Consider the following 13,630-nt stretch of genomic DNA (forward strand, 5'->3'; position numbering starts at 1 on the left):
GCCGTTCGTCAGATCCCCACGTCCCACGGGACGTGATCATCAACGAACAAGATCCACTTTCGCAACAGGCCCTAGGCGTCCCGGCATCGGTCCCGAACCTCGGGGCACTGCTGGAAGCCTGCCGACCTATAGGCGGCGACGGCACCGACATTGGAACTCGGGGTGCAGACGATCGCGCTCGACGAGCCCAACTCCCGGAGTGCGGCCGCCGCGGCGAGGGCGATCGCCTTGCCGTAGCCATGACGGCGATGTTCCCGGTGCACGCCCATCGGTTCGAGCAAACCGGGCCTGCCCGGACCGGCCGACCACACCGTCACCGCCGCCACGGCGTGGCCCCGGTCGTCGTACGCGACCAGAGACCGTGCGTCCGCGAACGGCAGTCCGGCCGCCATCGCGTGCCAGCGCTCGTCCGTGAACCTCGAGCCGTCGAACGCTGCCCTCTGTACGGCGGCGAACACGTGCGCCCGCTCCGGCCCGACCTCCTCGATCCGCACGTCCGGGTCGTTCACCTGCTCCGTGAGGTCGCGCCTCAGCGGCGTCCACGGTTCGCCGACATGCCAGCCCTCCTCGGACAGCAGATCGTGGACCAACGCACCCGAGGGCGCCTCGATGTTCACCTTCCCCGCAGGCAGCACGCCGCGTTCCGGCTGGGTCACGTCTTCGACCAACTGCCGCGCCAGCTCCTCGTCCTGGTGAGCGTTCGGCTCGATCGTCAGCCGCAGCAGCCCGGGGCCGTCCAGCAGCCCGACGGCGAGAACCCGTCCGTTCCGGCTCCACGTCCGGACCGCCGCGGCAGTCGCCTGCGCACCTGTCCGCCAGAACCAGCCCACGTCCCCCGGATGCAGTTGCATCGGCGCCCCTTCGTACTGCCAGTCCCGCAACACGCCCACAGCCTCGCGCAGCCCGTCGCTCCCCGGCTCGCCCAACGCAATCGCCATACGCCCGATCACACACCACCGCACCGGCGGCCCGCACCCGGTTTCCCGTGGCGTGCCCAGTCCGACCTCCGGAAGGGGAGAGATGCAGAAGACGCTTACACACGCCAGGGAGGCGATGGCGAGGGTGTCGGTGGCCGTGACGGAGACGTGTCGATGCCCCAGTGCTCGGAGATGGTCGTCAGGCCGCCGGGGTTCGCCGTGGTCGGTGCCATGAATAAGCCGTAGCTGGGCCGGGTGTCTTCCTGCAGTACGTCCCACAGCGCATCGTCGCGGCCACCGGCCGTCAGCGCGCGCACGATCGGGGCAGGGCCGATGGTGCCGCCGCTGAAGTGTGGCCCGCCGCCGAACGGCTGGAAGCCGTGGATCAGCTCGACCAGGGCGTCCTGGACCCGCTTGCGCTCGCTCTCGGGGTCCAGTCCCTCGTCGAGCGCGAGGGCCTGGGTCGCGCCGGTCGTGCCCGCGTCACCGTCGCTGGTGTAGCGGCCGAGTGCGGAGTTGTAGAACGCGGCGTTGAACGCCTCCTTGATGGCGGCCGCGAGGTCGCAGTACTCGTGCGCGTCCGCGTCCCGTCCCAGCAGGGCGGCCGTCTTCGCCATCCGGTCGGCGACCTGGTGGTATCCCCAGGTGCCAGTGATGCGGCCCGAGGTGGGTTCGGCCGCGATCCAGTCCGCCAGCGCGGCGTCGACGATGTGCGCGTCGGCGCCCGTGCCCGTCTTCCTGGTCCTGATGTACTGCAGGAACGCCTGCATCTGGGGGTAGTACCGGGCCATCGTCGAGGTGTCGCCGTAGGTCTCGTAGAGGAACCAGGGCACCAGGACGATCCTGCCCCACGCAGTGGCAGAGTTGGGCTACGAGTGGATCGAGCTGTGGCCGCGCGAGGCCCGGACGAGGACGCCCGCCAGGCCGCCGAACGGTACTGGAAGCGCGCCGTCCAGATCGCCACGGACCTCGGAGTCACCAGCATGATCTCCGAGTTCAAGGGCCCCGGCATCATCAAGTACGCGGGCGACCTCCTCACCCACGTTCCCCTGACCGACGCCTTCGACCACACGGCGTCCTCAAGGGAGAGCGGCTTCGACGGTGCCCTCACCGCCTGTGTGTTCGCCTGGGAGGAGAAGGGCGAGAAGTCCTCCGTGTTCATGCAATCCGGGACAGACGTCGACGGAGTGGAGCCAGGATGATCCCGGCTCCACTCCATGGTGCGGGCGTGTCACTGGAACTGTGCGAAGAACCTCCAGATCTCTGCCTTGGTCCAGGTGGCGACGCCGCTTTCGTTGGGTGAGCCGTCGATCGGACCGGGTATGTGGCCTCCGTCGAACGCGGCCCATTGGACCGGGTATCCGGCACGGCAGCCCGAGTAGGTGGTGGTGATGTGCGTTCGGCTGCCCGGCGCGGGCTCGCGCGGGCTCTGGGCAGTGCAGCCGTTGTTGGCGACGAACTTGTCGCGCAGGGACCGTCCTTGCGCGATGTTGAGGACGTTGTCGCTGATGCCGTGGATTCCGAAGTAGGCGATGGGCTGGGTGCCGCCGCTGCACCCGCTGATCTGGGCGCCGGAGATGACCGCGACGGCCCTGAAGGCGTTCGCCCGGGCGCATGCGAGGGCGTAGCTCATGCCACCGCCCCAGCTGAAGCCCGTGGCGAAACGCTGTGCCGGGTTGACGCAGAGGCCGCCCTCGATGCGCCGGATCATGTCATCGACGAAGGTGACGTCCTCACCTCCCGAATTGGCCCAGCCGTTGCCGAGGCCCTGGGGGGCGACCAGGATCGCGGTGTTGTTCGACTGTTCCTGTTGGCCGTAGTAGGACCAGGCGTTCCCGCTCGTGCCGCCCGAGGCGACGTCGCCGGCGGTTCCGCCCCGCCAGTGGAACGCGAAGATCAGCCGGTAGGGGTGGCTGTTGTCGTAGTTGGCGGGAACCCTGAGGATGAAGCTGCGGCTCTTGCCGCCGCTCTGAATCGTGTGTGTACCGCTCGTCAGAGTCGGGGCGCTGCCGCATCCGCCGCCGCCACCGCCATCGGACGACTGCTTGATCATCTGCCATTGCTGGTTGGCGCCGCCCCAGTCGGCGTACTGGACGACATTGGCGCCGTCGGCGGTCGAGGCGCCCTGCACTTCCACCGCCTTGCCGCTGGAGCGGTTGATCAGCCGGACGTGGCCCGCGTCGGAGTCGGCCAGGCGGAACTGCTGGTTGGGCCCGTTGTGGTCGGCCCACTGCTGGATCGCGGCACCGTCGGCGGTCGAGGCGCCGGCCACGTCGAGAACCTTGTCCGAATGCCGGGCCTTGAGCCGGTAGAAGCCACCGCCGGAGTCCACGAACTGCCACTGCTGATTGGCTCCGTCGTGGCGCGTCCACTGGCTGACCCGCGCGCCGTCGGCGCTGGACGCGCCGGCGACGTCCAGCGCCTTGCCGCTGTTGCGATTGACCAGGACGTACCAGGCATTGGTGTCCACCGTCGCCGCTTCGGCGGGCGCCGGATTCACCGCGGTGAGCATGCCGATCGCGAGGGTCGCCGCCACCACGGCGGCGACCCGGGACCACCAGCGATGTCGTAAGGGAGGGGCGGGAGAAACCGCACCGTAGGGCTTCATCGATTCACCCTTTCGTTTGTGACAGGCCCCATCAGGTGCGGGTCCAGCGTTGGTTGCTGCCGTTCGAGCAGGAGTAGAGCTGGATCAGGGTGCCGTTGGCGGTGCCGGCGGAGACGGCGTCGAGGCAGAGGCCGGACTGGACGCCGACGATGGATCCGTCGGAGTTGAGGCGCCATTTCTGGTTGTCGCCGCCCCAGCAGCTGTAGATCTGGACTTTGGTGCCGTTGCCGGTGCCGGCGGCGTCCAGACACTTGTCGCCGTAGACCCTGAGCTCGCCGGCGGCGGTGGCGGTCCACTGCTGATTGGTGCCGCTGTGGCAGTCCCACAGCTGGAGCTGGGTGCCGTCGGCGGTGCTGGCGTTCGGCACGTCCAGACAACGGCCCGAACCGACGCCCTTGATCTGTCCGGAATCCCCAGGCGGCGTAGTGGAGCCGCCGTTGAGTGCGTTGAGGACGGCGGTGTAGGCGGGCTTCTTGCTGCCGTCGCGGTTGAACAGCAGCGGCGTGTGCTCCGGTCGCCAGGAGTCGGAGTCGCGCACACCCCAGACGGTGATGCCGAGGCAGCGCGGGACGGCCAGGCAGTCGTTGGTCACGGCGGCGTAAGTCGAGGCCGAGGCGCCCTGGATGTCCAGTTCGGTGATGGCCACGTCGACGCCGAGGGCGGCGAAGTTCTGCAGGGTGGTGCGGAAGTTGCTGTTGTAGGGGCTGCCGCTGTTGAAGTGGGACTGGAAGCCGACGCAGTCGATCGGCACGCCGCGCTGCTTGAAGTCGCGGACCATGGCGTACATGGCCTGGGTCTTGGCCCAGGTCCAGTTCTCGACGTTGTAGTCGTTGTAGCAGAGCTTGGCGGCCGGGTCGGCGGCCCGCGCGGTGCGGAAGGCGACCTCGATCCAGTCGTTGCCGGTGCGCTGCAGGTTGGAGTCGCGCCGGGCTCCCGAACTGCCGTCGGCGAAGGCCTCGTTCACGACGTCCCACTGGACGATCTTGCCCTTGTAGTGGGCCATCACGCCCTTGATGTGGTCGATCATCGCCTGGCGCAGTGCGCTGCCGCTGAGGGCCTGCATCCAGCCGGGCTGCTGGGAGTGCCAGGCCAGGGTGTGACCGCGCACCTGCTTGCCGTTCTGTACGGCCCAGTTGTAGACGCGGTCACCGGCGGTGAAGTTGAACTGGCCCCGCTGCGGTTCGGTGGCGTCTATCTTCATCTCGTTCTCGGCCGTCACCGAGTTGAACTCGCGGTTCGCGATCGTCGTGTACGCCGAGTCGCCCAGCCTGCCCGAGGCGATGGCGGTGCCGAAGTAGCGGCCGCTCTGCGCCGCCGCGGCGCCGAGCGTGCTCTCGGCGGCGTGTGCGGTCGGCGGCGCGACCAGTGCGGCGGCCGCACCGAGGACGCCGACGACCAGCGCCAGCAGCAGGCCTCGGACCTTCTGGCGGGTTGCGGGTCTGGGAAGGGCATGCAAGCCCATGACTGTGCCTCCAAGGTAGACATCACGGAATGGCTGAAGCGCAGGGGGACGATCCCAACCGGCCCGGAAGGCACCCGGGTCGGTCGCCGGGTGATCTACGGCGGGCGGCAGCGGTGTTTCGACACAGGCACGGGGCACTCCATCGCGGCTCAGCCGGGGGACCGTCACGCGGCGTGGTGGCTCTCAGGGCCGCCGTAGTTCGAAGTCTCGAACTAGGGCCGGTCGCCCAGTGAGGGGATGATTGAGGGATTGACAGTGAATCGTCAATACTCAATGCAGAGAAAGTTTCCGTTCTTGATTCGAAACATTCGGAGCGCGTCGAGCTGGACGGTGGAACTCTCTCCGGCTCGCGGACCTTTGCGACAGCCCGCCAAGCCCGAAAGCGGAGGATCTGTTTGTGGACAGATCGGCGACAGACCTTGACCACAGGGCTCCACATTCCTAGCTTGTGGCCTCACAGGTTCGGGGAGATATTCGAAAGTTTCGAAACAGTCGTCACCTCACCCCGCCACCCCAAGGAGGCCTCTGATGTGGTTTCGCCACCCGTCCCCGGTCCGTCCAAGACGCTTACTCGCCGTCGTTGCGCCCTTGCTGCTCGTGGCCGCCTTCCTCGGAGCGCAGCCCGCCGCCGCGGCTACCGTCGACCCCAACGCCTCGTATGTGCTGGTCAACCGCAACAGCGGAAAGGCCCTGGACGTCTACAACCTGGCGACCGGTGACGGCGCCCGCATCACCCAGTGGACCAGGAACGATCAGAACCAGCAGCAGTGGCAGTTCGTCGATTCCGGGGGCGGCTACTACCGCATCAAGTCCCGCCACTCGGGCAAGGTGCTGGACGTCCACAACTGGTCCACCGCGAACGGCGGCTCGATCGTCCAGTGGGCCGACCTGAACGGCACCAACCAGCAGTGGCGGCTGGCCGACAGCTCGGACGGCTACGTGCGGCTCATCTCGCGCCACAGCAACAAGGCCCTCGAAGTACAGGGCGCCTCCACCGCCGACAATGCGAACATCGTCCAGTACGACGACTGGGGCGGCAGCAACCAGCAGTGGCAGCTCGTCAAGGTCGGCGCCGACAACCCCGGCCCGTGCGGTCTTCCGTCGGCATACCGCTGGACGTCAACGGGCGCGCTGGCGCAGCCCAAGCCGGGGTGGGTCTCGCTCAAGGACTTCACCGTCGCCCCCTACAACGGCAGGCAACTCGTCTATGCGACGACGCACGACACGGGGACGAGGTGGGGTTCGATGAACTTCGGCCTGTTCACCAACTGGTCGGAGATGGGTTCGGCCGGCCAGAACACGATGTCGGCTTCCACCGTCGCGCCCACGCTCTTCTACTTCGCACCGAAGAACATCTGGGTGCTCGCCTACCAATGGGGTAGGACCGCCTTCTCCTACCGGACGTCGAGCGACCCCACCAACCCGAACGGCTGGTCATCCGAGCAGGTGCTCTTCTCCGGAAGCATCTCCGACTCCGGAACCGGACCCATCGACCAGACGCTCATCGCCGACGGGACGAACATGTACCTGTTCTTCGCCGGCGACAACGGCAAGATCTACCGGGCCAGTATGCCGATCGGGAACTTCCCGGGCAGCTTCGGCGCGAACTCGACAGTGATCATGAGCGATACGAGGAACAACCTGTTCGAAGCCCCGCAGGTCTACAAGCTCCAGGGCCAGAACCGCTACCTCATGATCGTCGAGGCGATCGGCTCGCAGGGCCACCGCTATTTCCGCTCGTTCACGGCCACCAGTCTGAACGGCTCATGGACACCCCAGGCGGCGACCGAGAGCAATCCCTTCGCCGGCAAGGCCAACAGCGGCGCCACCTGGACCAACGACATCAGCCACGGCGAACTGATCCGCACCAGCCCCGATCAGACCATGACGGTCGACCCCTGCAATCTGCAGTTGCTGTACCAGGGACGCAGCCCCAGCTCCGACGGCATGGACTACGGCCTCCTCCCCTACCGTCCGGGCCTGCTGACACTGCAGCGCTGACGGAGTGACACGAGTCCGGCTCCGCTATGGAGCCGGCGTGGCGGGCTCGGCGTAAGGCCGAGCCCGCCCGAGTCACGCGGACGTTTCCCCTCTTTGTCGCAGGTCAGGAGCAGGTCAGGCGTGTACCACCAGCAGATCATGCACCTGCTGGGACGACCACTCCCGGCACCGTGTACTCTCACCCGTCCAGAACCGAGTCGCATCGCCCGGCTCGGCCTTTCGTCCAAGCCGCCTGCCTGAGTCGATGCCGGAGCGCGGCGGACGCTCGTACCGGCCGGGCTACTGCCCGTCACCGGCGACGTCCCAGCGCTCGATGATGATCCGGCCGTCCCAGCCGTCCCGTACGACATCCCGCCCGTCCAGGCCGAGTCGGAGCCCGGCGCGCAGTCCGGCGGCGGTGACGCGGGGGCCGGCGGTGAGGTAGGTCCAGGCCTCGCCGCGCTTGAGGAACAGCCGGACCTTGGACTTGCCCGCGCCGACCAGTCGGAGGCTGCCGGTGGCGGCGTCCGAGATGTTGCCGACCGGCGCGGTGCGCAGCGGCGCCAGGCACTCGGGTGCCCGTACGACATCCGAAAGTTGTACCGCCGCAAGGCCGCGCAGGCGCAGACGCAGCCACCACCCGGGGAGGGCCACCACCCCGCCCGACACGAGCGTCCCGACCCCGTCGGGGACAGAGACGGCGCCTGCCTGTTCGGCCCGAGGCCCGTCCTCGTGATCGCGGCCATGAACACCACGGACCAGGAGACGTCCAGGGCATGCGGCGCGTACGTGCTCGTCCGCGCGGCCGATGGCAAGTCGATCACCATACGGATCACCGACGCATGCCCGCTGCCCTGTGCACCCGGGCAACTCGACCTCGGCCAGGAGGGCTTCGCAAAGCTCGCCGAGGAACGACCGGCCATCACCGGGATCGCGCTGCGGCCGAACGTGGCGCAACCGACCGGGGTTCGGTTCGCCCGGCACTGACCCCGTCCACCTCCTGCACACCTCTCCCGGGGAACCGACGGGACGACCGGGCGGACGCGGGGCTGCGCACGGCCACGGCGTCCGTGCCGTTGAGGGCGAGGACGGAGAGGAGGACCAGGGCACAGGCCGGGCCGAGGACGGTCCAGGGCGCCAGCTCGACGTACGGCTGGTTCTCCGAGAGCAGGCGGCCCCACTCCGCGGTGGGCGGCTGCTCGCCCAGGCCGAGGAAGCCGAGGGAGGCCAGTACGAGGACGGTGGTGGGCAGGCGCAGGAGGGCGTTGCGCAGGACGGGAGGCAGTACGGCGGGCAGCAGGTGGTGGCGGAGGAGGTAGCCCGGGCCGGCGCCGAAGGAGACGGACGCGAGCATGTGGCCGCTGGCCCGCTCCTGTTCCAGCAACGCCGCGGCCTGGGCCGCGTAGGGAGTCCAGCCGACCAGGCAGACCGCGAGGGCGGCACCCGAGGCCGACGGCCCGGTCACCGCGGTCGTCAGCAGCCCGGCGAGGACCGCGGGCATCGTCGACACGACTTCCGTGAGCCCCGCGCCGACCTGCGCCGCCATGCCGAGCACCAGCCCGGTGAGCATGCACACCGCGGTCACCACGAGGGCCACGCCCACCGTGCGCAGCGCCCCGTGGCCCAGCCGGGCCAGCAGATCACGGCCGAGCGCGTCCGTGCCCAGCGGATGTGCGGCTGAGGGCGGGAGCAGTCGGGCCGCCGTGTCCACATGGAGCGGATCGCGGAGCAGTCCGGCGGTGACCAGAGCGAGCAGGGCGAGGGCACAGGCCACGGCGGCCCAGCGGGTGAAGCGCCCTCGCGGGAGGGCCGGTGCGTGCAGGGCGGGCAGGGCCCCGTCCCGCAGGGCCGGGCCGAGCAGTGCGCGACGCAGTGCCTGGATGAGGAGGCCGGCGACGACGCCGAGCAGAATGAGGGCCAGGGTCGCGGTCTGCAGAGGTGGCAGGTCCTGGGCGATGGCGGCGTCCAGGGCGAGGCGGCCGAGCCCGGGAATGTTGAAGATCTTCTCCACCGCGACGGCACCGCCGACCAGAGCCACGACGGTCGGAAGGAGTTGCGGGAGCACCCCGGCCAGCGCGCGCCGCAGCGCGTGCCGGGCCACCCGGCCGGGCGCGAAGCCGTAGGCGTGCCAGGTCCGGGCCCACGGCTCGTTGAAGGCCGCGGGCAGCGACTGGTCGAGCAGACCGCCGATCATCGCCCCGGACGGAATACCGAGGGCGAGCGAGGGCAGCACCATCGACGCCGGACCCGCCCACCCGCTGGACGGGAACCAGCCCAGCCACACCCCGCACACGGTGGCGAGGAGCGAGGCGAGCAGGAACTTGGGCAGCGCGGCGAGAACGGCTACCCCCACGGCCCCTCTCCCCCGGCGCAGCCGTCGCCGGGAGCCGAGGTACAGGGTGCGGGCGCTGACCAGCGCGGCGACCGCGATCGTGACGACGAGCGCCCCCAGCATCAGCGCGAAGGAGACCCCGAAGGCGCTCGTCACCTGGGGCAGCACCGCCTCACCCGACACCCAGGAGGTGCCCGCGTCGCCCCGGGGCAGCCCGCCCAGCCAGCGCGCGAGATGCGCGAACGGCCCCTCGTCCAGCCCCAGTTGCTCCCGAACAGCGGCGATCTGCTCCGGAGTCGGATCCTGGTCGGCGGAGCGGGCCCGCAGGACGGTCAGCGCGGGGTCGTTGCCGGACAGCCAGGGCAGCATGGCGACGGCCGCCAGCAGCGCGGTCCCGGCGGCCAGGCGGCCGACGCCCGCGCGCCACCGGGACGGGTCGGCCTCGGTACCGACCGATGTGACGCTCATCGGCCGCTACTTCAGGTGGGTGTCGACGTCGATCAGGGAGCGCTCACGCGGGTCGAGGAGCACGCCCTCGACATCGGTGGCGATGCCCTGGACGACCTTCTCGTGGACGAGCGGCACGACGGCATCGGTGCGCAGGATCTGCGCCTCGGCGGCCATGATCTTCTGCCGGCGCTTCGTCATGTCGCCTTCCTCGGCCGCGGACTTGATGGCAGCGTCCACCTCGGGGTCCTTCAGGCCGGCGATGTTGTACACGCCGTCGCTCGTGTAGTCGCTGGCCAGGTAGGCGACCGCGTCGCCGGTGTCGAGGAGCGTCACCCGGGAGAAGACGAGCGCGTCGTACTTGCCGGCGAGGAGGTCGGCCTCCATCTGCGTGTACTCGCGCACGTCCTGCTTCACGGTGAACCCGGCCTTCTCCAACTGCTGTTGCAGGACGGTGGCGGCCTCGGGCAGTTCCGCGCGGTTGGTGTAGGTGGCCAGGCGCAGGGTCTTGCCCTTCGTCTCGGCCTTGACCTGTGCGGTGGTCGCGGCCTTGGCGCGGCCGGTGACGTCGACGCGCTGGTCGGCCGCCCAGGACACGGCCGGCCCGAACAGTCCCTGCGCGGGGTCGGCGTACCCGCCGAAGACCGAGTCGACGAGCGCGGAGCCGTCCACGGCCTCACGGGCCGCCGCGCGCAGCGCCGGGTCCGTGAGCAGGCCGCCCCCGGTGTTGAGGACGAGGCTGTCGGTCCGTACGGACGGCACTTCGTGACGGGTTTTCGCGTCCAGCAGCTTCGCTTGTGCGGTGGGGATCCACTCGGCGATGTCGACGTCGCCGCCGCGCAGGGCGTTGGCGCGGGCGGTGCCGTCGGCGATCCAGGTGACGTCGATGCCGGACGCCTTGGCCTTGCCGCCCCAGTAGCCGTCGTAACGGTCCAGCGTGGCCTTGGACTTGCCGGTGAGCTTCGTGATCTTGAAGGGGCCGGTTCCGGTGCCGATCGGGCTGGCGGTGCCGTCCTTCGCGTACGCCTTGTCGGAGAGGATGGCCAGCGCCGGGCTGGCCAGGCGCAGCGGGAGCACCGGGTCGGCGGCCTTGGTGCTGATCGTGACGGTGTCGGCGTCGTCGGCCTTCACGGTGAGGGTGACATCGCTGAGGACGCGGGGCTTGGGCTCGGCGGCACCCGCGTGGTCGAGCGCGTCGACGACGGACTCGGCGGTGACCTGGGTGCCGTCCTGGAAGGCGGCCTTGCGCAATTCGAAGGTCCAGGTGGTGGGGTTGACCTGCTTCCAGGACTTCGCCAGCGCAGGGGCTGCGACGCCGTTCTTGTCCAGGGCGGTGAGCCCTTCGGCGACGGAGAGCTTGCTCAGTACGGTCGCGTCGTTGCTGTACGGCGACAGCGCCTGCACCGGCGGCACCGCGAGCGCGACCCGCAGCCGACCGGCCGATCCGCCTTCCGCGTCCGAACCGGATCCTTCCGCGCCGGACACGAAACAGCCTGCGAGCAGCGGAGTGAGAGCGAGAGCCACGAAGACGCCACGGGGGGTCGTACGCATGGGAGGTCCTGTCAGGCGAGAGAGGGTGGTTTGAGCCCCTGCGCGCCGGAGGTGGGCAATGAGGCTCGGTCACTATACTTAGGCGAGCCTTACTTGATCTACCTCGGTAGCTGAATTCTCAACAAATGAGATCGCTGTGCACGAGGTAACACCATCCACGACCGGATGGCTCCGCCATGGCGTGACCTGCAATCCCTTCGGCCGCACTGCGGCCTGCGAGGCCGGGCAGGACCACCGGGCGGTCGCCCAACACGCCGACGTCCTCGCGGCGGCAAGCGGCTCGTATCCCAGCCGTGGGAGCACCGGGCCCGCGCAGTACAGACGATCACTTTCGCAAGAGGTCGTGCTCAGCCGAGGCTGCCATCGCCCGATTCAGCAATGGCGCCACCAAGGGCGCTGCTCACCCCGGTGCCGTTGAACTCCGCCCTCCTCGCGGGCGGTTGACGACGCTGGACAGGGTGAGCGCGGTGGCCGTGTCCCGCACGCCGGAAGAACCAAGGCTCCCCACTGGGCTGCCGTGGCCGCTTGACGCCCCAGACGCCTGCCCAGCTTCTGCTTCACAGCGTCGTCCTGCCGAAGATCCGTCCGGGCGGCCGGGCCGGCGATATCAAGGCCGCTGCCGGAGACTGGCCACCCGGGGCGAATTCGGCCGCCGCCAGTGGACGTCGCGGAACGGATCATCATCCCGGTCGGTGCGTTGCCCGGCCGACGCGTGGGCGAGCCCTGCGCTGGAGTCCGGCTTGCTCAGGTGTTGAAGCCGGGCATGGACAGGTACTTGAGCTGCTGGTACTCGTGGAGGCCCTCGGGTCCGCCTTCGCGGCCCAGACCGGACTGCTTGATCCCGCCGAAGGGTGCCGCGACCTCGGAGACCAGGCCACGGTTGATGCCGACCATGCCGGCCTGCAGACGCGCGGCGACCCGACGGGCGCGGTCGATGTGGGACGTCATCACGTACGAAGCGAGGCCGTGCTCGGTGTTGTTGGCCACCGCGATGGCCTCGGCCTCGGCCTCGGTGGAGAACCGGTGGATGGCGGCGACAGGTCCGAATACCTCCTCGTGCATGATCGCGGCGTCGGCGGGGACGTGGTCCAGCACGGTCGGGGCGGCGTAGTGGCCCGGCCCGTCAGGGATGTCCGCCTTGCCGATGACGACGGCACCACGGGCCACGGCGTCCTCGACGAGGTGGCGGACCTTGTCCACCGCCCGGTGGTCGGCGAGCGGGCCGAGGTCGGTGTCCTCCCGGTCCGGGGAGCCCACCCGGATGGCGGCCATGCGTTCGGCCAGCGCGGCGGCGAACGCGTCGGTGATTCCCTCCTGGACCAGGAACCGGTTGGCGCCGACACAGGACTGGCCGCCCAGCCGCATCTTCGCGATCATCGCTTCGCGGACCGCGAGGTCGAGGTCGGCGTCGTCGAAGACCAGGAACGGCGCGTTGCCGCCCAGCTCCATGGAGGTCCGCAGTACCCGGACACCGCTCTGCTGAAGCAGCAGCCTGCCGACCGGGGTGGACCCGGTGAAGGACAGCTTGCGCAGCCGGGGGTCCGCCAGCAGAGCCGTGGTGACCGCTGCCGCGTCGCTGCTGGTGATCACGGCCAGGACACCCGCGGGCGCGCCGGCCTCGCGCGCCAGCTCGCCCAGTATCAGGGAGGACAGCGGGGTGAGCGCGGCCGGTTTGAGCACGGCGGTGCAGCCGGCTGCGAGGGCGGCGGCGACCTTGCGCGCAGCCATGGCCAGCGGCACGTTCCACGGGGTGATCAGCAGGCAGGGTCCGACCGGTTCGGCGACGGTGACGATATGGCTCTTGCCGTCGGGGGAGGGAGTGCTGCGCGCGTGCGGGCGGACCGCCTCCTCGGCGTACCGGCGGAAATAGGCCGCGGCGTAGTCGACCTCACCCCGGGCTTCGGTGCCCACTGGTCGGCGACGGTGGCTATGACTTCCTCAGTTGCGGGGTTGCGCACCTCGAAGGTGAGACCTCCGGTGGCGGTTCGCCAGTCGTGGGCGAGAAGGCCACGGGGGACGGATTCGAGGACTGCCGACTCCCCTGAGGGAGCGGTGAGCGTGTCAGTCATGCGCGTGGCTCTTTCGCTGATCGCAGGATGGTGTGTTGAGAGAGCACGATCGGTGGGTGGTCATACGGCGTCGCCTGCGGGGTTGGCGACCCCGGCCGTGTTCTCGACCGAGAGCAGGGAGCCCTGCCGTCCGGAGCCGATCCAGCGCACCAGGGCGACGATGCCGAGGGCGAGGATCGCGAAGGCCGTGAGCAGCGCGCTGACCGCGGTCACGCTGGGGTCGATCTCGAAGGTGAGGGAGTTGTAGACCCGCACCGGCAGGGT

The 13,630-nt window shown here is 69.6% G+C and carries 11 protein-coding genes and 1 pseudogene; 3 read left to right on the forward strand and 9 right to left on the reverse strand.

Features of this window, described 5'->3' with window-relative positions:
* Positions 1-71: 71 nt before the first annotated feature.
* Both ACP4J3_RS49675 and ACP4J3_RS49680 read right to left on the reverse strand, forming a co-directional pair.
* Positions 72-938 carry a GNAT family N-acetyltransferase gene (locus tag ACP4J3_RS49675; protein WP_426544730.1) on the reverse strand — a complete coding sequence of 289 codons (867 nt, stop codon included), beginning with the start codon at positions 936-938 and terminating at the stop codon, positions 72-74.
* 95 nt (positions 939-1,033) lie between these two features.
* Positions 1,034-1,750 (reverse strand): hypothetical protein, encoded by a 717-nt coding sequence (locus tag ACP4J3_RS49680; RefSeq protein WP_426544732.1) that lies wholly within the window; start codon positions 1,748-1,750, stop codon positions 1,034-1,036.
* A 54-nt stretch (positions 1,751-1,804) separates the two neighbouring features.
* Here ACP4J3_RS49680 and ACP4J3_RS49685 point away from each other — a divergent pair, with 54 nt between their 5' ends.
* Entirely contained in the window at positions 1,805-2,119 is a 315-nt protein-coding gene (locus ACP4J3_RS49685; protein ID WP_426544734.1) for a hypothetical protein, read from the forward strand.
* Positions 2,120-2,148: 29 nt separating this feature from the next.
* On the opposite strand, the gene ACP4J3_RS49690 is transcribed toward ACP4J3_RS49685, so the two are convergent.
* Positions 2,149-3,456 carry an RICIN domain-containing protein gene (locus tag ACP4J3_RS49690; protein WP_426544750.1) on the reverse strand — a complete coding sequence of 436 codons (1,308 nt, stop codon included), beginning with the start codon at positions 3,454-3,456 and terminating at the stop codon, positions 2,149-2,151.
* A 100-nt stretch (positions 3,457-3,556) separates the two neighbouring features.
* Positions 3,557-4,987, reverse strand: coding sequence for an endo-1,4-beta-xylanase (locus tag ACP4J3_RS49695; protein ID WP_426544736.1), 1,431 nt, complete (start codon positions 4,985-4,987; stop codon positions 3,557-3,559).
* Between the two features lie 528 nt (positions 4,988-5,515).
* On the opposite strand from ACP4J3_RS49695, the gene ACP4J3_RS49700 reads away from it, so the two are divergent.
* Entirely contained in the window at positions 5,516-6,988 is a 1,473-nt protein-coding gene (locus ACP4J3_RS49700) for a non-reducing end alpha-L-arabinofuranosidase family hydrolase (protein WP_426544738.1), read from the forward strand.
* Positions 6,989-7,267: 279 nt separating this feature from the next.
* On the opposite strand, the gene ACP4J3_RS49705 is transcribed toward ACP4J3_RS49700, so the two are convergent.
* The gene (locus ACP4J3_RS49705; protein ID WP_426544740.1) at positions 7,268-7,636 is read right to left on the reverse strand and encodes a hypothetical protein; all 369 of its coding nucleotides are present in this window, start codon (positions 7,634-7,636) and stop codon (positions 7,268-7,270) included.
* Positions 7,637-7,711: 75 nt separating this feature from the next.
* Between ACP4J3_RS49705 and ACP4J3_RS49710 the strand changes: the two genes are divergently transcribed.
* The gene (locus ACP4J3_RS49710) at positions 7,712-7,954 is read left to right on the forward strand and encodes a hypothetical protein (RefSeq protein ID WP_426544742.1); all 243 of its coding nucleotides are present in this window, start codon (positions 7,712-7,714) and stop codon (positions 7,952-7,954) included.
* On the opposite strand, the gene ACP4J3_RS49715 is transcribed toward ACP4J3_RS49710, so the two are convergent.
* From ACP4J3_RS49715 to ACP4J3_RS49730, 4 genes and pseudogenes are all read right to left on the reverse strand, one after another.
* Complete coding sequence (locus ACP4J3_RS49715) at positions 7,890-9,767, reverse strand: ABC transporter permease subunit (protein ID WP_426544744.1); 1,878 nt, start codon at positions 9,765-9,767, stop codon at positions 7,890-7,892. The genes ACP4J3_RS49710 and ACP4J3_RS49715 overlap by 65 nt on opposite strands.
* Positions 9,768-9,773: 6 nt before the next feature.
* A complete protein-coding gene (locus tag ACP4J3_RS49720; protein ID WP_426544746.1) occupies positions 9,774-11,297 on the reverse strand; it encodes an ABC transporter substrate-binding protein in 1,524 nt (507 codons plus the stop codon).
* Between the two features lie 744 nt (positions 11,298-12,041).
* Positions 12,042-13,208: an aldehyde dehydrogenase family protein gene (locus ACP4J3_RS49725; RefSeq protein WP_426544748.1), complete on the reverse strand. Its 1,167-nt coding sequence runs from the start codon at positions 13,206-13,208 to the stop codon at positions 12,042-12,044.
* A 218-nt stretch (positions 13,209-13,426) separates the two neighbouring features.
* Positions 13,427-13,630 (reverse strand): annotated as a pseudogene (locus ACP4J3_RS49730) (ABC transporter permease); the annotation flags it as partial.

Origin of the sequence: Streptomyces sp. UG1, assembly GCF_049974585.1 — a bacterium.
Classification (GTDB): Bacteria; Actinomycetota; Actinomycetes; order Streptomycetales; family Streptomycetaceae; genus Streptomyces.